Source organism: Verrucomicrobiota bacterium (assembly GCA_039027815.1).
In the GTDB taxonomy this organism is placed as follows: Bacteria; Verrucomicrobiota; Verrucomicrobiia; order Verrucomicrobiales; family JBCCJK01; genus JBCCJK01.
Genome location: JBCCJK010000013.1, coordinates 16,558 through 36,085, shown reverse-complemented (window position 1 = coordinate 36,085; position 19,528 = coordinate 16,558). Strand labels below are relative to the sequence as shown.

The following is a 19,528-nucleotide window of genomic DNA, read 5'->3' as shown; positions in this document are numbered from 1 at the left end:
TGGCAATCCCTTTAAGGTTAACGCCTCTTCGGCATGCGGCAGGCTTGCTAAGAGGAACGATTCGATTTTTTACTTACGCCTTACGAAGTGCCCTCTTCTGAAGTGCCCTCTTCTCTCCCATGCCCTTGAAAGCTTTTCTCCCCATCTTGCTCTTCGGAGCGGCCGTCCTCTCTCTGCCCTTATCTCAGGGTGCCACTGAGGAGGAAATCCAAGGGTGGATCGAGGGCTTGGGCGCGGGGAATTTGGCTGAACGCAAGGAGTCGGAACAGAGATTGAGAGACTCGGGGCCCCAGGCCATGGAAGCTCTCTCGAAGGCCGCCGCCAGCAAGGACCCGGAGATCGCGGTCCGAGCCCAGGAGATCCGCCAGCGCATGCTTAGCGGGATCACCGAAGACACGCCCAAGGAGGTGATCGATTTGGTGGAAGTTTGGAATCGGCCGGAGACGGGCGCCAATCAACGACTGGAACTTTTGAAGCAACTCCGAGTGAGGGAGGAGGTGGAGATCGGGGCCCGGCTTTTGGCCCACGTTCCGGAAGAGGATCTTCCGGTTTTGCAAAGAGAGGTGATCGCTTGGCTGCTGCCCCATTCCCGGGCCTTGGTGAAGGAGGGGCAGATTCGTCAGGCGGATCTCTTGTTTTCCTGCCTTGGGCGCTTGCCCACGTTTGCGCGGGATTGGGTGGTCTTGCGACAGCTTTTCCCCAAGGGCGAGGGCCCGGGAGCCACGCGCGGGGAGCTTTCTGACTTGGAGGGCTGGGCAGGATTTTTCCGGGATCGGCTGGAGGGCGAGATGGAGGCCGCCCGCTCGTGGGCCGAGGCGGAGGGCAAGCCGGACTGGGCGGCGGTGGCGGCGTTTGCTACGGGGGACTACCAGCCTCAGTTGGATCTTTGGTTGAAGAGGAGTCGCGATCCGCTCATCCGAAGCGGGTTCCAGTTGGCCGCAGCCCGCTTGGCGGGGGATGCGGCCAGAGAGACGCGTCTTCGAGAGTCGCTCGCGGGGATGCTGGAAGAAGCCAATTTGGATCGCGTCTATCAGCTGAGCGGTCTCTTGACGGCCAATGGCGCGGTCGATCCCCTCCTGGCTCTTGAGAAAACCGCGACCCGGGAATTGGTGCTGTCCCTGCTCGGGCAGCAAGGCCGCTATGTGGAGGGCCTGGCGCGGGCTGGTTTGGAGGGCTTGGGCGAAGAAGCCCGGCGAGAGTGGCTGGCCCGAGAACTCGAGGTCATTGAAGAGTCTTCCAACCTACCCGAGGTGCATGCCCGCGTTTCGTTTCTGACCGAGTTGGCGCAGACCCATTCGATTCATGGGGATGGAGAGAGCGCGGCTTGGCTGCTTCGTCGGCTCTGGATGAGTCTCTTTGCGAGCGAGCATGATGGGCTCACTCGCATGACGCTCGGGAATGTAGCCGGCTTGGGCGCCTACCAACTCTGGCTGGATTGCGCGATCGCGATGAGGGATCGGGAGCAGGACCTGGGATACCGGGTTCTCTTGGGCTCTGGGCTGGGCCCGGCGCGCACTCTCGACGAAGCGGTTCTCCAAGAGTTGGCGGCCGAGGTAGCGGCCTGGCTGGAGGTGGAGGCGGGCGACCCAGCGGTGCTTTCAGGAATGCTGGCGCTGGTTTCCAAGGAGGCGGCCGAGAGCTTTGGCGTGGACGCCGCCGGTTTCTTGGCGCGCTTGGACGCGGCCGCGCGCGATCTGCGGGGACAGCCACAAATCGACCGCTGGCTGCTCCTTCGCGTGCTCTACCGGGCCCAGGAAGACGGCGCCAAGGCCATGGCCTGCCTGGACCGGCTCCGCGAGGCTGGCTGGGAGGGGGCAGACTTGGCGCCTCTGGCGGTCGATTGTGTACGGCGAGGGGAGTGGGCGGCTGCCATTGATCTTTACCAAGGCTTCGCCGCTTCGGCTCAGCCGGGGGCTTCTTTTTGGCTGGCGCACTTGGCGGCCTGTTGGGAGAAAGCGGGCGATTCGGAGGAGGCGGCGAGAGTGCGGGGGCCTTTGGAGGGGGAGTTGCTCGGGAACGTGGATCAACTGACCTTTCTGGCTCGGCTGTTGGAAGCACATGGGCTTTATGAGGAGAGTCAGCGTTATCTGACCCGCGCGATGGCCGTCTCCAGCAGCCGGGAACTGCTCCGCAACGCCCGGCCTCGAGGAGGCTCTTCCATGCTCTTGGATGCGGCGGTCGCGAGCGCCAAGAGGGCGAAGGATTGGGAGCAGGCGATGCTCTTGAGCGAAGCCCGCTGTCTGGCCGCTTTGGCCTCCAGCTCTCGCACCGGGGGCGCGCTGCCCGAGCTGGGCTTCCGCTTCGAGGCGGATTTTTTGCGCGCCAAGTGGTTGTGGTCGCAAGGTCGAGATCGGGAAGCCATGCAGGCCGCTCGCCAAGCGCATCGAATGATGCGGGGTTCGGGCTTTTTGAGCGATGATTTTTTCCCGACCCTCAAAGAATCGGCCGATCCCACCGAGGCTTCGGAGCTTTTGCAAGAAACCCGCGCCATCAATGAGCGGACTTTGGCCCGTTTCCCCGAGAGCGCCCAAGCCCACAACAACTATGCCTGGCTCCTCTCCCGCGTGCGCGAAGACCTTCCCCAAGCAGAAGAACACGTCCTGCGCGCTCTGGAGCTGCGACCCCAGGAGGCGGCTTACGTGGATACCTTGGCGGAGGTGCGTCTAGGCTTGGGAGAGTCGGAGGAAGCCCTTCAGCTCTCGCGCCAGGCGATCGAGCTTTCGCCGGAAGACCAGGCGGTCTGGGTGGAATACAAGCGGCGCTTGGAAGAGGTCGCGCTGGCAGAAGGCGCCGGATCGTGACCTCCGCTCCTGTCTGGCAAGTCCGCACCGATACCGGCGGGACCTTCACTGACTGCTGGGCCCTCGATCCGGAAGGGAAGGAACGTCGGGTCAAGGTCCTCTCGTCCTCAGTCCTCCGGGCGCGTGTCTTGCAAGTGACGCGGGGAGGAATCCGCATCGACCAGGATTGGGCCATGCCAGCAGGCTTTTTCCAAGGCTTTCGGGTTCGCAAGGTGGAAGGGGCGGCGCGCGAATTCCTGGTGAAGTCGTGGAGTCCTGCCACTGCGGAACTGGGGTTCTTCCCGGTCAGGGGAAACCAAGCGCTCGGGACCTTTTCCGGTGGCGATCTCATCGAGCTGACCACGGAGGAGGAAGCTCCCGTCTTGGGCGCGCGCTTGCTCACGGAAACGCCTCTCGGGCAAGCTTTTCCCACCATGGATTTTCGCTTCGCCACGACCCGCGCGACCAACGCCCTGCTGGAACGAAAGGGGGCGCCCACGGTTTTTTTTGTCACCCGGGGCTTTCGCGATCTTTTGCGGATTGGAGACCAGCGTCGCGAGCGACTCTTCGCTCTCCATCAGCCGAGACGAGAACCGCTCCCCGAATTGGTGATCGAGGTCTCGGAAGGGATTTCGGCCACCGGGGAGGTGCTAGAAGCGCTCGAGCCAGAAAGCCTCCGACCCCAAATCCAAGCCGTCCTCTCGCGCGGCCTCGAGGTGGCCGCCATCGCTCTCAAGAACGCCTACCTGGAGCCAACTCATGAGCGGGCTTTGAAGGCGCTGCTTTTGCAGGAGGGCTTTCGGCATGTTTCTCTCTCCTCAGAGCTGTCTCCCCTCATCAAATGGTTGCCCCGGGCTGAGACGGCCGTGGTCAATGCGACCTTGGCGCCCGTCATGGAGTCCTTCATTCGGGCGGTGACGGGGCCGCTCGGTCTCCCGCCCGATCGCCCTGCCCTTCTCATGACGAGTGCCGGGGGCCTGGAACCGAGTGCGCGCTTTCACCCCAAAGACAGCCTCCTAAGTGGTCCGGCCGGTGGGGTGGTCGGGGCGGCGGCGGTCGCGAAAGCGACCGGAAGGGAGAGGCTGCTGACGTTTGATATGGGCGGCACCAGCACGGATGTGGCCCGGATTGACGGAGATTACAGTTACCACTTTGAACAGCGAGTGGGAGGCGCGCGCTTGCAGTCGGTGGCGCTCAAGATCCATACCGTGGCGGCGGGAGGGGGATCGATTTGCTCATGGAAAACGGGGCGCTTGCAAGTCGGTCCGGAAAGCGCGGGCTCCGATCCCGGTCCGGCCTGTTATGGCAAGGGAGGCCCCCTCACTCTGACGGATGTCAATTTCCTCCTGGGCCATCTCGACACCAGCCAGATCAGCATCCCGCTGGAAGAGGCAGCGGCTTTCCGCGCCTTGGAGGCCCTGGTCGCTGAGATGGAAGCGGATGGTCAAATGGTGCCTGACCGAACTCGCCTTTTGGAAGGGTTGCGCGCCATTGCGGTCGAGCGGATGGCCGATGCCATGCGGGGGATTTCGGTCCGGGAAGGCTACGATCCCCGAGACTACACCTTGGTGGCTTTCGGAGGAGCTGGGCCCCAACATGCCTGCGCTCTGGCCGATGTCCTAGGGGTGCCAGAGGTGCTGGTGCCGGGAGACGCCGGTCTGCTGAGCGCCTACGGCTTGCACTGCGCTCTCGTGGAAAGGGTGGTGGCCCGGCAAGTCCTTCGTCCCCTCGGGGATTGCTTGTCGGAGCTGTCTTTTTGGTTGCACGAAATGGAACAAGAGGCGCTCGCTCGCCTGGCCGAAGATGGTTTTGAAAAGGGACGGATTCGCCGACGACTCCTGGAAGTCCGCTTGGCGGGACAAGAGACCGCCCTCCCGCTAGAAGCCGAGCCCGAGGAACTGGAAACCGCCTTCGCCGAGCGCTACCGCGAGCTCTACGGCTACCCGCCTCCAGCCAACCGGCCCTTGGAAGTGGTCTCGCTCCGGGTCACGGCGGCCACTCCTCCATCGCGGGGTGTCGAAGAGAGCTTTGCGGAAAGCGAGAGCCTGGTGGCCGGGCCAAAATTGCTCTCTGGGGCCCATTCCACCTGCGTAGTGGATGCGGGTTGGCAAGCCCTGCCAGGTGATCGCGGGAGCTGGCGACTTCGTCGGCAGGAGAAGAAGAAGGCCCTGCCAGACCGGCCCGAGCAAGGCGAAGCGGTCCAGGCGGAGCTGTTTCGCAATCGGCTCGCTGGCTTGGTCGAAGAGATGGGTTCGCTCCTTCAGCGGACAGCGCTTTCGACCAATGTGAAAGAACGCTTGGACTTCTCCTGCGCCCTCATGGACGAGGAAGGGGTTCTGGTCATGAATGCGCCGCACGTGCCGGTGCATTTGGGGTCGATGGGCGTGTGTGTGCGCGAGGTCGTCCGATCGCTGGAAATCGGCCCGGGCGATGTGGTGGTGACGAATCACCCCGCGCACGGAGGATCCCATCTTCCGGACGTCACGGTCATTTCGGCGGCCTTTGACGAAGAGGGCCAACGACTAGGCTACTTGGCCAATCGAGCGCATCACGCCGAAATCGGGGGCCAGGCTCCCGGCTCCATGCCGGCCGATGCCAAGCGACTGATCGAAGAGGGGGTGGTCATCGCGCCTCGTTACCTCGTCCGTTCGGGAAAGCCCGATTGGCAGGGACTGCGTGCTTTGCTCGAAAAGGGCCCTTACCCTTCCCGGGCCTTGGCAGACAACTTGGCGGACTTGGAAGCGCAGCTCGCTGCTAACCTCCACGGGGTGCGTCTCTTGGAGAGCTTGGCTTGCGAGCAGTCCGCGGCCCGTGTTCGCCACCAGATGGCCGGGCTCTTGGCGGCCAGCGAGAAACTGATGCGGGGATTTCTGGAGGGCCGCGGCCCCTTCGAGGCTTCCGCGGAAGAACGGCTCGATGATGGCACGCCGCTGGTGGCTCACCTCCGAAGCACAGGCACCCGGCTGAAAATCGATTTTGCCGGCTCAGGCCAGACCCATCCCGGTAATTTCAACGCCACCCCAGCCATTGCCCGGAGTGCCGTCCTCTACGTCCTGCGGCTCTGGTTGCGGGAGGAGGTTTCCCTGAATGAAGGGCTTCTGCGCCCAGTGGAGGTGGCCATCCCGAGGGGTATCTTGCATCCGGATTTCGCGGCGGCTCCAGCCGACTGCCCGGCGGTGGTAGGAGGCAATGTCGAAACCAGCCAACGCCTAGTGGGGACGCTTTTGAAAGCGCTCGCCCTGCAAGCGTCCAGCCAAGGCACCATGAACAATTTGCTCTTTGGTGATGAGTCTTTCGGCTACTACGAGACCATCGGCGGCGGGGCCGGCGGGGGACCGGAAGCGGCCGGCGCTTCGGGCATCCAGGTACACATGACCAACACCGCGATCACCGACCCGGAGATTTTGGAGCATCGCTACCCCGTGCGATTGCGCCAGTTTGGTCTGCGGGAGGGCTCGGGAGGAAGCGGGCGCTTTCCGGGAGGGGAGGGTCTGGTGCGGGAGCTGGAATTTTTGGCCCCCCTGACAGTTTCGCTCCTGACGCAGCACCGCAAGGAGGCCCCTTTCGGTCTGGCGGGGGGAGGGAAAGGCCGATGTGGGGAGCAGTTTCTTCGTCGAAGGGGCGACGCGGCCTGGCAGCCGCTTCGCTCGATTGCCACCATCGAAGTGGGTCCGGGCGACGCGCTTCGCATGGAGACGCCCGGGGGAGGGGGGTTTGGGGTTTGAGGTCTCGGGTTTCGGGCTTGCGGTGCTCAGGACCAATTGCTTGGAATAAATTTCACCTTGTCAGATGTCATGTCGATGTGTATACAATGTGATTGCAGGCTTTTTTGGAAGCCTGTCGAACAACCCCCAAACAAAAATGCGCATTCTGTCTGTTTCGAAAGGCGGTCGCCACCCCCAAAACCGTTCCGGCGTCGCCCTCATCATTGTGGTGGCCTTCTTGGTCCTCCTGACGGCCTTAGTGGTGGCCCTCTTAACCAGTGCTCTCTCGGCTTTGGAGCAAGAACGGGGCGTGACCGAGCGGATGAAAGTCAACACCGCCGCCCGAGGCGTCATCGACCTCATCGTAGCGGATCTCCGAGGAGAAATCCGAGCCAACTCGATTGAAGACAATACGGGTGAAATCACCCTTTATCTTCCGGAGGAGGATCAGCAAGGCCGGTATCCGAGTATGGTGCCAAGCCTCCGCCGGAATGATGGCACGACAGAAATCGACCCTAACGATGACTATGCTTCGTTGATAAAACAAAGCGGATCCACCCTATTTGATTCATCGACCGTTGAGCCGCTCATCCCCGAGGGGTCCGCCATTCCTACCGACGTCCCTTCCAAAAATGGCCGCATCGTAAGCCCGCGACGGTGGGCTAAACCACTCTTGATTAAAAACGTAGATAGCAGCTCTGCATTTTTGGAGGAAAATACGCTCCCCAAGTGGGTCTATATGACGGATCAAGGTTTGCATGATTCGGGTGCTCTTAGTCGGAATGAGAGGATTGTCAGCCGTTTCGCCTTTAACATCTACAATACCGGGGGTCTTTTAGATGCTAACGTGGCCGGTTTTGACGAGAATCAGTTTGGAAGTGAAGCCCCCTACAAAGGGTCTCAGTTGTGGGCTGATCTTACAGCCATCAACGATGGACAGGCTTTCCCAGCAGTCGACCGCTTTGTCGGTTGGCGAGACAAGGCTACCTTGGGGGAAAGCTCGGACGAAGAGGAATTTCTTCGTCTTATTCGAGAAGAAATTGGCCCCAAAGGATTTCTCTTCCCCTACCGGGTGGCCGGCTTTGGTTCAGATAGATTTTTCGGATCTCGTCAAGATTTGATTGGTTTCCAGCGGTCCTACCCCGAAATTGTGAGCGAGGGCGCACTGCCGTTCCTGACTCATTGGTCCCGAGACCTAAATACTCCCACTTATAGTCCTCCCGATCCCAACCTGTATCCGGAACGCCCCGGCGGAGATCGCAGCGACTTGAGAAACGCTCCGTTGGAGGAGTTAGATCCGTCCCCTATGCGACTGACCCGGGAGGTGGTGAATGCTGATGGAAAAACCGAGTCCATTCCCCTCATGTCGAGCCGCTTCCCCTTAGATCGTCTTCGCTACGTTGATACCCCAGACAGCATTTCTGATAACCCAATCGACTCGGAGGCGGCCGAAAAATTCTTCGGACTTGACTGGAACGCTTCGAATTTCCGGTGGCAGTATACTGAGACGAAATCCAATCGAATCAAAACTCTCCAAGAAGTTTTAGATGATGATAGTAGTGAGCGGGATCCTAATTTTTTCGAGGTATTGAAAGCTGCGATCCAGGTAGGGTCCCTTGGCGCATGGTATGAATATGGGTTGAGCGAAGGTTCCACAGATATTGCGGATTCTGGAACAGGCCTTCGGACGGATAGGGACATCAAGGACAGGTGGATTGATGAGCATATCATTCGAATCGGCGCCTGCATTATTGACCAATACGATGAGGATAACTTTCCCACCCGGATTGTGTTCAACGGGAACGAAATCTATGGCCAAGAAGACTTGCCAATGATTTATATGGCGAGACGGGCTCTCTATCAGGTTACTCAGTTCGGGACTGATTGGACTTGGGAGAATCCGCAGATGGTCTCAGACGCCCCTCAGCCGGGTGATCCCTCCACAAATCCTTGGCTGATAGCCGATCTGATCCAACCAATCCTCTGGAATCCACACGAGGAAACTGAAGGGAGTTTCACTTCCATTCCAGAAGCGCTCAGGGTAACGGCAGAATCTATTAGCAACGCTCCTCATGCAGCGCTTCGGGTTCGATCCGGTTGGGACGTAGGTAGTGGTGGCACCGGGTGGACAAGTGATTTTTCTAATTGGGGAGGGCCGGAAATGCCCGATGTCTCAGGGTATATTGAGGGATCTGAGACTATTACGGTAGACTACAATGCTAGCGCTTCGAACGGACTCTTCAGAGAACCTCGCATTCTCAGAATGGAAAATGAGAGTGAGTCCGGCAGTCCTGTTGCTGTCCCTCAGGCCCGCTATCAAGGGGGGCAGAATATTCTTGAAGCAGGCGCTTTCCCGGCGGCGGGGATTTTGGCGCCTCCAAGCGGCTACTCAGGTGATGTTTTCAACGGTAGTTACCGTAGCTACGAAGGCGAAGGCGGGGATCGTTCTGAAGCTTACCAGGACTTCCCAGGAGATTTGGGGTCTGTCGTGGGTTTTTTCCTCGGATATTCAATACAAGGACCTTCCATCTTTGGACAAGACGATGGCGGGATATTAAATCGCAATACCAACCAAAGAAACTATTTTCGAAGATACCAGACGCGAAAAAACAATCTGTCGCTCTTTTTGCAGTTTGAGGTGGATGGTAGATATTTCACCTATGATAAGATGAATCAAACGTTCACGAATGGGGCGACTGGAGATATTGTTAAAACCCTTCATCACGGGGGCATGACATATAAGGCAGATCCACGAACAGATCGGTTTGGAAGTTTTTACAACACCAATCAATATGGCAGCAGGAATGTGGCCGCAAAGACGTTACTTGTGCCAATTGGAACAACGATCGCTCCCACCGCTTTGGACTGGTCTGTCAAAAGTTCAAGACCACGCGGCGGCAGGATAGGGACGAACTGGGTGAGAAGTAACTCTCAAGCTTTCGTCCATCTTCTCCAAGCTAATAACCCAAATCTCCAAAACAGAGGAGCGTCCTTCTATTATGAAGATGCCGATGGTATCGTTCGCGGATCAGATGGCCGCTATGTCACACTGGATATTAAAGATGAAAGTCCCAAGTTTTGGCCCATGTCGATACCGGAGCCCAGGCAAGATGTTGGTAGGCCTGAGTATGTTCGTCCTGTAATACTCAACCGTCCATTCCGATCGGTAGGAGAAATGGGATACGCGTTTCGGGATTTGGCCTGGAAGACAATTAATTTCGCTTCTCCTGATAGCGCTGATGGAGCTCTTTTAGAATATTTCTGTCTCTTTGACCGCGAACGTCCTATTGAAGACGAAGAAGAAAGAGAAAGAGTGCGCGACGAAGTAGAGTTCGTCGCCGGCAAGGTCAATATCAACACACCGCACAAGGAAGTAATAAAAGCCCTCTTGGTGGGTGCCGCAAAAAAGGCTGCGGGGTTGCCAGATATCGACCCTACGGACCCAAATAGCGATTACTACTTCTTCAGTCCTAGTGATGTCGATCAGCTGGCTGAGGAAATTGTCAATTTTACCTCGAGCAATTCGTCACTTCTTGCAGAGACCGGCCAAGGCCCACTGCGATACTTGTCTGATATAATTGGTCGGCCGGCCACCAATTCTACTGCTTTGGAGGACGAGGGCGATTTTGTTGGACTGACCTCTTTAATCAATGAAGTTTATACAGGCGAGCTTGACCCCGATCGGCTGGTTGATTCAAATCGGGAGGCGATTGCCCGCAGTTTGGTGGATTCGGTCTCGACGAGGACGTGGACCTTCTTGATTGATTTAGTGGTCCAAACGGGTTCTCTTCCCCCCTCCGCCCAAAATGATTTCGCAGATTTCCGAGTTGCAGGTGAGTCTAGATATTGGGTTCACTTGTCTATGGATCGATTCACAGCACAAATCATTGATATCGCAGTTGAACAAGTGGTAGAATAAACTGTATATGAACTTCCGAAGCTTAAAAAACCTCTCCTCGGTGATGGCAGTGTCCTTGTGGTTGCTTAGCATTGGTGCATTGGCTCAAGAATCAGCTGAGCTACCCAGGCCAAAAATTCCCTTAATCAGTGAACTACCGGATAAATATCAGTGCGCCGTCTTGGTGACATATCGCGGAGAGAGGAGGCCAAGTCAGTCAAACTCCTTGGATCGCATTTTGTATGTGAGAGATGGGAGCCAAATTCTTTCCCGTAAAATGTATGGGAGTGGGGCTGTGCAGGAATTTTGGGCCTTTGAAAATGCCGAGATACGGGTGATTGAGTCTAATGATTTCAGGCGCGCTGCGTTTTTCCGTGCTGTAGGGTCTTCATCGCTGCGCCCTTTCGAGGTCGTCAAAGATATCACACTCGATGATTATGTCTCGGTTGATAGAGTGGAAGGTCGTTTGGTATTTCTTTTCGAACGTGACCCTGCCGATGACCCGTTAGCTGACCTCAGCAAGGAGGACTTGAGGCTCATGGAGAGGTATATCAAGGAATTGATGCTGGATGCAAAGGAAAGTGGAGAATCGATGACTCGGGAGGAAGCTGAAGCTGATTATATCGCAGGGCTGGACCTGAGGCCGTCTCGCCTAGTTTTGGACGCTCAGACTCAATTGCCTCTCCAATTTACCATTGGTATAACGAGTTACACTTTCAAGTATGCCAAGCTGGATAAGCCTTTGTCAGCTCCTGCGGATGTCGTTGAAAAATATCAGGCATGGAAGGCAAGCCAGGGGTAGGTCTTTTGCCGACAAAGGCCTAACTGAGTTGGTCAGGATTTTTCATGTTTTGATCATAGGGCAGCTTTTCAGAATGAGATTAGGTGGTGAATGGAAAGGTCGGGTTATCTGAAAATTAGTGGAACAGTCCGTTGCTCTGGGCTGTGCGTAGCCCTCCTCGGTGGGAGGGAGAATGCGGGCGCCCCTTGGGAGGAGTTCTTATTTTCGTGGCCATAGTTCGGGCCTCTTGTAGGCTCCTCGCTCCTTATTTCCAGCCCTCTGTATTAGCCTCCGCATCGCTGATGGTGCGATACCCTTCTTAGGTCATTGGTCTGGGCTGAGTGCAGACGGTTGAAGAATTTAACGGAGAAAAGGAAATCTTAAGAGGAAGAGTGGAGAGGCTGGTTGCTAGTGGCGGGTTTGCCCTTCACTTTTCACGAGATACTTGTAGCTGGTCAATTCTTTCAGCCCACAGGGCCCTCGGGCGTGGAGTTTGTCGGTGCTGATGCCGATTTCGGCTCCGAAGCCGAAACAGCCGCCGTCGTTGTAGCGGGTGCTGGTGTTCCAGAAGACGGCCGAGGAGTCGACGGCCGTTTGGAAAAGGGCGGCACGTTTCGGATCGGTCGAGACGATGGCGTCGCTGTGGCGGGAGCCATATCGATTGATGTGCTCAACGGCCATGTCTAAGCCATCGACGACCCGGATGGAGAGGATGAGGGCGAGGTATTCCGTTCTCCAGTCTTCCTCGGTGGCCGGGATGATTTTCGAGCCAAGAATTTCCCGGGTGGCGGCGTCGCCCCTGAGTTCCACGCCTTTTTCCCAGAGCCGCTCCGCAATCTTCGGGAGAAAACTGTGGGCGACAGCTTGATCGACCAAGAGAGTTTCCAAGGCATTGCAGACGCCTGGGCGTTGGGTTTTGGCGTTGTCGACGAGGTCGACTGCCATTTGCGGGTCGGCGGAGGCGTCCAGGTACATGTGGCAGATGCCGTCGAAGTGTTTCAGAACCGGCATGGTGGCCATGCTGGTGACGGCGCGGATGAGCCCTTGACCGCCCCGGGGTATGAGGACGTCGAGAAACTCGCTGAGCTGGCAGAGGTGACGGACGGATTCCCGATCGGTATGGCTCACCAATTGGATGGCGTCGGTAGGCATTTCTGTTCCTTCCAGGCCACGCTGGAGGGCGGCCGCCAGGGCCCGGTTGCTGTGGATGGCTTCTTTGCCACCGCGGAGGATGGTGGCGTTGCCGGATTTAAGGCAGAGTGCGGCGGCGTCGCAGGTGACGTTGGGTCGGCTTTCATAGAGGATGCCTACCACTCCTATGGGGACGCGCACTTTGCGAATCTCTATGCCATCTGCTCCCGTGAACTCTTCGAGCGTTTCGCCCACCGGGTCGGGGAGTTGGGCGATGTCACGGACGTCTTGGGCGATTTTTCGAAGTCGCTGAGGATCGAGGGCCAGTCGATCCATCATCGCTGCGCTGAGGCCCTTGGACTGGCCCTCGGCGAGGTCGATTTCGTTGGCCGCCAGGATGGCGGTCTGTTCTGCCTCGATGGCCTCGGCCAGGGCGAGCAAGGCGGCATTCTTGGAGTCGGTCGAGCAAAGCGGCAAGCGCAAGGCCGCTTGGCGGGCCCGGCGTCCCATTTCCTCAATTTCTTGTTCGAGAGGGGAAGATGGGCTGGGGCGGCTCGACATGGGGCGGGAAGGGTAGCCATTTCCCGCCAAGATTCAAGAAGGGGTCCGGCGGGCCGAAAAGCGAGTGCCCCGTCCCTGGCCTGCCAGGAGAGCAGGCAATTGCTCCGGATGGCGACCATGGGCCATGACGACCGGAATGCCGACCCGCGTGGCTGCTTCCACGGCTTTCAATTTCGATTGCATGCCGCCCCGGGAAAGAGGGTCGTCATGCTGTCGGGCGTAGTGCAAGACTCGGGTGACATCGGGAACGCTCTCTACCAGGGGGTCGCCCTCGGCCCCCGGCGCATGCAGCCCCTCCACGCTGGTGAAGAGCACCAGGAGGTCGGCCTGGACCAGTTCGGCCACGCGGGAGGAGAGCAGATCGTTATCGCCAAAGCTGAGTTCTTCGGTCGCCACGGAGTCGTTTTCATTGATGACCGGGATGGTCTTCCCAAGGGTCAGGAGAGCTTCGAGGGTGGCCAAGATCCGTTGCCGCCGCTCAGGGGAATCGAGGTCATGGTAGGTGAGAAGCAATTGGCCAACCCGGCAGTCGTGTTGGCGGAAGGCTTGCTCATAATGGTGCATAAGGCGGCTCTGCCCCACGGCCGCCAGCGCCTGAAGGGCTGCCAGGTCCTCGGGTCGGGTCTTTTTTCCGTAGCTGAAGAGCCCCGCGCCGACCGCTCCGCTCGAGACCACCAGGAGTTCGACCCCCCGATTCGCGAGTCCGACCACGGCCGCGACGATGGCCTGGAGATTTTTGAGGTCGAGTCCCACGCCGTCGGGTCGCGTCAGGATCCTCGTTCCCAACTTGAGAACGACCCGTCGAGGAAGGGCCGGAAGGGGCGTTTTTTGAGGATCCACTCGGGCAGCCGTCCGGGTGTTGCAAGCGCTTGTCAATGGACCTCTTTGGGGCCTGGCAAAAGGCTCTCCCACGCGAAAGCCACACCCCATTTTACTCCGCCTCCGGCAAAGACGGTTTTTGTACAAAAAACTGCGCAAAATCGTTTGTGAAATTTTTCACAAAGTCTATTAAGCGCCAGATGCCGAATTTCTTTCCGCGTTGGACGAACCTCTTGCCGCTGAAGCTAGCGGTTTGCCTGGTTCTCATAGGCGGCGGCGTGGTTTTGGCGGTCAGCTATTACTGGACGCCTCGCTACTCCCGGGTCGGTTACCAGCCTCAGCAACCGATCCCGTATGATCACTCGCTCCACGTGGGCCAGCTCGGGATGGATTGCCGGTATTGCCACACCCATGTGGATGAGTCGAGCCACTCGAATATTCCTTCGGCGCAGACTTGTTGGAATTGCCACCAGCACGTCAAGACCAATAGCACCAAGCTGGAGCCGCTTCGTCGGGCGGTCGATGAGAGCTATGAAAACTACGACGGCAAACCGATCGAGTGGAAGCGCATTCACAAGGTCCCCGACTACGCGCACTTCAACCACGCCGCCCACGTCAACCGCGGGGTAAGCTGCGTGAGTTGTCATGGCAAGGTCAATGAGATGGAGGTGGTCTGGCACGAGGAGCCGCTCACCATGGGCTGGTGTCTCGACTGCCACCGTGAGCCCGAAAAGCACCTCCGGCCTCTGGAGGCGATCTACGACCTCGATTGGAAGCCCGAAAACGCCAACATCGTGGTCGATGGCAAGAAGCTCGAAACCCAGCGGGAGATCGGGCTTCACCTGAAAGAACACTGGAACATCGTCCCCCCTGAATCCTGTGGTGCTTGCCACTACTGAGGCGCTCCTCTCCGCTCGCTGACTTCTTCATGAAACGTTACTGGAAAATGCCGCAACCGGAGCCATCCGATCAGCAGGCATGGAAAGGTCCTGGTCACCTCAAGGACACCCCCGAGTTTCGGGAGTGGCTCGACCAGGAGTTTCCCCGGGGCGCCGCCGAGATGACGCAGGAGGAGACGGAGGTCTCCCGGCGCAGCTTCCTCCAGTTGATGGGCGCTTCGACGGCTTTGGCTGGCTTTGGCATGACGGGCTGTCGCCGCCCGGAGCACCTCATTAAGGCCTACACCAAAAGCGTGGAGTGGGTGGTGCCGGGCAAGCCGCTTTTCTATGCCTCCACCATGCCGAAGGTGGATGGCGGGACGCCTCTGGTGGTCACGACTCATGAAGGGCGCCCTACCAAAGTCGATGGCAATCCGCTCCACCCGGACAGCGTGGGAGGCACCGATTCCTTCGGCCAAGCCTCCATTCTCGATTTGTATGACCCAGACCGGACGAAGGACTTCCGGAGAAAAGGCAAGAAGGTCAGCCGCGAGGAGTGGGGTGAGTCTTTTTCTGCGATCGCCTCGGAGCTGACAGAGAAGCAGGGCGCGGGCGCGGCCTTTCTGGTGGGCCACAGCACCTCGCCGACCCGGCAACGGGTCATCGCCCAACTGAAAAAAAAGTTTCCCCAAAGCCGCTGGTATCGCTACGAGGCCCTCTTGCCCGAGAACGCCTGGGCCGCGACCGAAGAAGCCTTCGGTGCGGGCGCTCGCCAGCTCCCGCATTTCGACAAGGCAGATCGGGTGCTCTCCCTCGACTGTGATTTCCTGGGCCTGGAACGCACGGGAACCGATGCCGTGGGGGATTTCGCCAAGATGCGCAAGCCGGAGAAGGGCGACAAAGTCCTTCCCATGAACCGGCTCTATGTGGCCGAGTCTGCCTTCAGCCTGACGGGCGGGATGGCCGATCACCGTTTCCGCATCAACACCAGCCAAGTCGCCAAGTTGGCCGTCCTCTTGGCCGAGGAGATGGGGATCGAGACCGGGGCCATCGTGGCGCCCTCCGACTTTGGCAAGAAAACCTCCGAGTGGGTCAAGGCCTGCGTGAGCGACCTCCGCGCTCACCCCGGGCATTCGTTGGTGGTGGTGGGCTCGCGGCAGCCGAAATCAGTCCACCTGCTCGCGGCCGAGATGAATCGACTTTTGGGCGCCTACGGCAAGACCCTCTCCATCGTGAAGACCCAGCCAGAAACCTTCGGGGCCTTGGCGGAGCTCAAAAAGGACATCGATGGGGGAGCGGTGGAAACGCTGTTTCTCACGACCGAGGGAGACCCGGCCTACGATGCGCCAGCCGACTTGCAATGGGCTGAGACGCAGAAAAAAGTGCCGGAGGTCATTCAGTTAGGCAATCGACGGAACGCGACCGCGGCGCTCGCCACCTGGAACGTTCCCGGGGTTCATTATTTGGAGGCGTGGGGCGATCTTCGGAGCGGCTACGGGACCTACTCGCTCATGCAGCCGATGATCCTTCCTCTTTACGGAGGGGTTTCGGAATTAGAGCTATTCCTAGGATTGCTCGCGGGAGAGGCGCTGGCCGAAGCCACCAATACCTCGCTGACAGAGGCTTACACGGCGGTTCGCGAGACCTTTGCGGCGGAGCTCACCAAAGTGGGCGATCCGCCCTCTTCCGGCGATGCTTGGGAGCGCTCTTTGCGAGATGGTTTCTTGAAAGGGTCAGCCTATGCGCTGGAAGCCCAAGCTCCCGCCATTTCCAATCTGCCGGCCCAAATCCAAGAAGACCTCAAAGATCGCCCCACGGCCGACGCTCTCGAGGTCACCTTTTGCACCGACTACTCCGTCTACGATGGGCGCTATGTCAACAATGGTTGGTTGCAGGAAGCCCCCGATCCGATTTCCAAGCTCACTTGGGACAATGCTGCCTTGGTAAGTCCTGCCACCGCGCGGGCGCTCGGCTTAGCGGAGCAGCTCATGCCGGAACGGGCCGAGCAGCTTCCCTACTCGGGCACGAAAGGGGCCGCCAACTCGGCCGCCAGTCCCGACACCGAAGGCCCCCTCATCGAACTGGAAATCAAAGGGCGGAAGCTCCAACTCCCAGCCGTTTTGGCCTTCGGTCATTCCGACCACTCCATCACGATTTCGCTCGGCTACGGGCATGACTTGGCCCACTGCGGGAGTGTCGCACGAGGGGCCGATGGCAAGAGCCCGAACAATGAGCAGGGCTTCGGCGTTGGCTTCAATGTCTACCCCCTGCGGGACAGTCAATCTCAATACTTCGCGCAGGGGGCCAAGGTCACCAGCCTGGGGCGCACCTACCCGCTGGCGCTGACCCAAGAGCATCACAGCATGTTTGGTCGGGCCCTCGTCCGTGAGCGGACCCTGGAGACCTACAAGAAGACGTATAAGCTGAAAGGGGGGGAGGGGTATGACGACCACGGGACGGGCGGAGCCGGGGGCGATGGCAAGAAGCTCAAACCGATCCAGCTCGACGGGATGGACGCGCACATCCCGCCCAATGTGAATCTTTACAAGTCGACCGATACCCAAAACCAGCCGCTCTTGAATGACGACAAGCACCAGTGGGGCATGGTCGTCGACCTGAACAGTTGCGTGGGGTGCAACGCCTGTCTTTTGGCCTGTCAGGCTGAGAACAACATCCCCATTGTAGGCAAGGAACAGGTTCGGCGGGGGAGGGAAATGCATTGGGTCCGCATGGACCGCTACTTCTCGATCGATAAGAAAAACACCTTTGATCCGGACAATCCGGAAATGCTCCCTCAGCCGGTTTCCTGTGTCCAATGTGAGCAAGCCCCTTGTGAAACCGTTTGTCCGGTCAATGCCACGGTCCACAGCGAAGACGGGCTCAACCTCATGGCCTACAATCGCTGCATCGGCACACGCTATTGCGCGAACAACTGTCCTTACAAGGCCCGGCGTTTCAACTACTTCGATTACAACAAGCGTCCCCTCGATCAGCTCTACCGCTCTCCGGCCTTTTTCCCCTATTCCAAAGAGGGCCGGGGAGAGACCACGCTTCAGCTGCAGAACAATCCCAATGTCACAGTGCGGATGCGCGGGGTGATGGAGAAGTGCACCTACTGCATCCAGCGCTTGCAGGCCGCCAAGATCGAGCGCAAGCAGATCACTCGGGAGAAGACCCTGGCCCTCGGCCAGCGCTCGGAGGAAGTGGCCATCAGCGTGGAAGACCTTCGCATCCCCACGGGTAAGCTCAAAGTGGCTTGCCAACAAGTCTGCCCGGCGGAGTGCGTCATCTTCGGAAATCTCTTGGATCCCGCCGATCCCATTCGGAAATACAAGGAGCTGGACGAGGACCGCTCCAAAGCGGTTCACAACAAGCACAATCGGAATTATGATCTGCTGACCTACGTCAACACCCGTCCGCGGACCAGCTACCTCGCCCGGATCAAGAACGTCAATCCTTCCATGCCCGACGCCCCCTACATCGGAAACGCCTCCGTGAGCATTCACTAGCTTCTTCTCATGTATATCGATTCCGGAAATTCCAATGTGGTGATTGAGAAGCTCCCTCGCGAGCCGCTCATTCTCAACAACCGGTCCATGTCCTGGATCACCAATCGGATCTGCGGAGTGGTCGAAAAGCCGCAGCCGATTTGGTGGTGGTTTGTCTTCATCCCTTCGGCCATCATCGCCGCCATCGGAGTGGTGGGGGGGCTGACCTACCTCGTCAGCACCGGAGTGGGAGTCTGGGGGAACAGCAACACCACCATGTGGGGCTGGCCCATTGTGAACTTTGTCTTTTGGATTGGGATTGGCCACGCTGGCACCCTCATTTCCGCGATCCTCTTCCTCACCAGGCAGAACTGGCGGACGTCCATCAACCGGGCGGCTGAGGCCATGACGATCTTCGCCGTCATGTGCGCCGGCATCTACCCGGCCTTCCACGTGGGCCGGGTCTGGTTGGCTTGGTTCCTGGCGCCCATCCCGAACTCCAATTGGATTTGGCAGAACTTCAAGTCCCCGCTGCTTTGGGACGTCTTCGCGGTCTCCACCTACTTCACCGTCTCGGCCATTTTCTGGGTTCTCGGGATGGTGCCCGACCTGGCGACCATTCGCGACCGGGCCACGGGCAAGTTCCGCAAGCTTTTCTACGGCATCGCTGCCCTCGGTTGGCGGGGGGGCAATCGGCAGTGGAGCCACTATGAAATGGCCTATCTCCTCCTGGCAGGACTCTCCACGCCCTTGGTCTTGTCCGTTCACACGATCGTGTCCTTCGACTTCGCGACCTCGGTCGTGCCTGGTTGGCACACCACGATCTTCCCGCCCTACTTTGTGGCCGGGGCCATCTTCGGTGGCTTTGCCATGGTCTTGACGCTCATGATTCCGGCCCGGGCGCTCTACGGTCTCGAAGACCTCATTACGATGAAGCACATCGACAACATGGCGAAGATCATCGTCATGACGGGCTCCATCGTGGGCTACGCCTACCTCATGGAGCTGTGGGTGGCTCTGGTGTATGGTGGGAACAAGTTTGAGTATGACGCCTTCTTTCTCCGGGCCACCGGTCCTTACGCCTGGGCTTACTGGACGATGATGGCCTGCAACGTAGTCGCGCCGCAATTTTTCTGGGTGCGATCGTGTCGCAAGAATCTCCTCCTCGTGATGTGTGTTTGTATGTGCGTGAACGTGGGCATGTGGTTTGAGCGTTTTGTCATCATCGTGACCACCTTGCCGCGGATGTGGTTCCCGGGGGAATGGCAAATGTATGAGCAGTCCTGGGTCGATACCGGGATGTTCATCGGCACCATCGGGATGTTCATGTCGCTCTTCCTGCTCTTTCTCCGCTTCCTGCCCTGTATCAACATTGCCGAGGTCAAATGGACCCTGCCGGAGGCCAATGTGCACTTGGGGGACGATGAAGAAGAGGGCGTGGCCGTCCTCGAATCCGAGCCGAACTCCACCTACTGATCCAATCCGCCG

The 19,528-nt window shown here is 58.8% G+C and carries 9 protein-coding genes; 7 read left to right on the top strand and 2 right to left on the bottom strand.

Annotation, left to right across the window (positions count from 1 at the left end; genetic code table 11):
• Window positions 1-119 precede the first annotated feature (119 nt).
• The 4 genes from AAF555_05440 (at window position 120) to AAF555_05425 (ending at window position 11,184) form a co-directional block, all read left to right on the top strand.
• Window positions 120-2,801 (top strand): hypothetical protein, encoded by a 2,682-nt coding sequence (locus AAF555_05440; protein ID MEM6911010.1) that lies wholly within the window; start codon window positions 120-122, stop codon window positions 2,799-2,801.
• On the top strand, window positions 2,798-6,505 hold the full coding sequence (locus tag AAF555_05435) for a hydantoinase B/oxoprolinase family protein (protein MEM6911009.1): 3,708 nt from the start codon (window positions 2,798-2,800) through the stop codon (window positions 6,503-6,505). The genes AAF555_05440 and AAF555_05435 overlap by 4 nt, the downstream gene beginning before the upstream one ends.
• A gap of 88 nt (window positions 6,506-6,593) precedes the next feature.
• Window positions 6,594-10,403, top strand: a complete 3,810-nt coding sequence (locus tag AAF555_05430; GenBank protein MEM6911008.1) for a hypothetical protein — start codon at window positions 6,594-6,596, stop codon at window positions 10,401-10,403.
• A 7-nt stretch (window positions 10,404-10,410) separates the two neighbouring features.
• Entirely contained in the window at window positions 10,411-11,184 is a 774-nt protein-coding gene (locus AAF555_05425; protein MEM6911007.1) for a hypothetical protein, read from the top strand.
• A gap of 387 nt (window positions 11,185-11,571) precedes the next feature.
• Here AAF555_05425 and AAF555_05420 read toward each other — a convergent pair whose 3' ends face one another.
• Both AAF555_05420 and proB read right to left on the bottom strand, forming a co-directional pair.
• Window positions 11,572-12,855: a glutamate-5-semialdehyde dehydrogenase gene (locus AAF555_05420; GenBank protein MEM6911006.1), complete on the bottom strand. Its 1,284-nt coding sequence runs from the start codon at window positions 12,853-12,855 to the stop codon at window positions 11,572-11,574.
• Between the two features lie 33 nt (window positions 12,856-12,888).
• Entirely contained in the window at window positions 12,889-13,695 is an 807-nt protein-coding gene (gene proB, locus AAF555_05415; GenBank protein MEM6911005.1) for a glutamate 5-kinase, read from the bottom strand.
• A 179-nt stretch (window positions 13,696-13,874) separates the two neighbouring features.
• Between proB and AAF555_05410 the strand changes: the two genes are divergently transcribed.
• The 3 genes from AAF555_05410 to nrfD are packed head-to-tail and all read left to right on the top strand — an operon-like array spanning window position 13,875 to window position 19,516.
• On the top strand, window positions 13,875-14,573 hold the full coding sequence (locus tag AAF555_05410; protein ID MEM6911004.1) for a cytochrome c3 family protein: 699 nt from the start codon (window positions 13,875-13,877) through the stop codon (window positions 14,571-14,573).
• A 29-nt stretch (window positions 14,574-14,602) separates the two neighbouring features.
• Window positions 14,603-18,061, top strand: a complete 3,459-nt coding sequence (locus AAF555_05405) for a TAT-variant-translocated molybdopterin oxidoreductase (protein ID MEM6911003.1) — start codon at window positions 14,603-14,605, stop codon at window positions 18,059-18,061.
• 9 nt (window positions 18,062-18,070) lie between these two features.
• The gene (gene nrfD / locus AAF555_05400; GenBank protein MEM6911002.1) at window positions 18,071-19,516 is read left to right on the top strand and encodes an NrfD/PsrC family molybdoenzyme membrane anchor subunit; all 1,446 of its coding nucleotides are present in this window, start codon (window positions 18,071-18,073) and stop codon (window positions 19,514-19,516) included.
• The last annotated feature ends 12 nt before the right edge of the window (window positions 19,517-19,528 follow it).

Coding starts and splice junctions, on each gene's coding strand:
- AAF555_05425 (MEM6911007.1), top strand. CDS start 10,411: ATGAACTTCCGAAGCTTAAAAAACCTCTCCTCGGTGATGGCAGTGTCC.
- AAF555_05410 (MEM6911004.1), top strand. CDS start 13,875: ATGCCGAATTTCTTTCCGCGTTGGACGAACCTCTTGCCGCTGAAGCTA.
- nrfD (MEM6911002.1), top strand. CDS start 18,071: ATGTATATCGATTCCGGAAATTCCAATGTGGTGATTGAGAAGCTCCCT.
- AAF555_05440 (MEM6911010.1), top strand. CDS start 120: ATGCCCTTGAAAGCTTTTCTCCCCATCTTGCTCTTCGGAGCGGCCGTC.
- AAF555_05405 (MEM6911003.1), top strand. CDS start 14,603: ATGAAACGTTACTGGAAAATGCCGCAACCGGAGCCATCCGATCAGCAG.
- AAF555_05420 (MEM6911006.1), bottom strand. CDS start 12,855: ATGTCGAGCCGCCCCAGCCCATCTTCCCCTCTCGAACAAGAAATTGAG.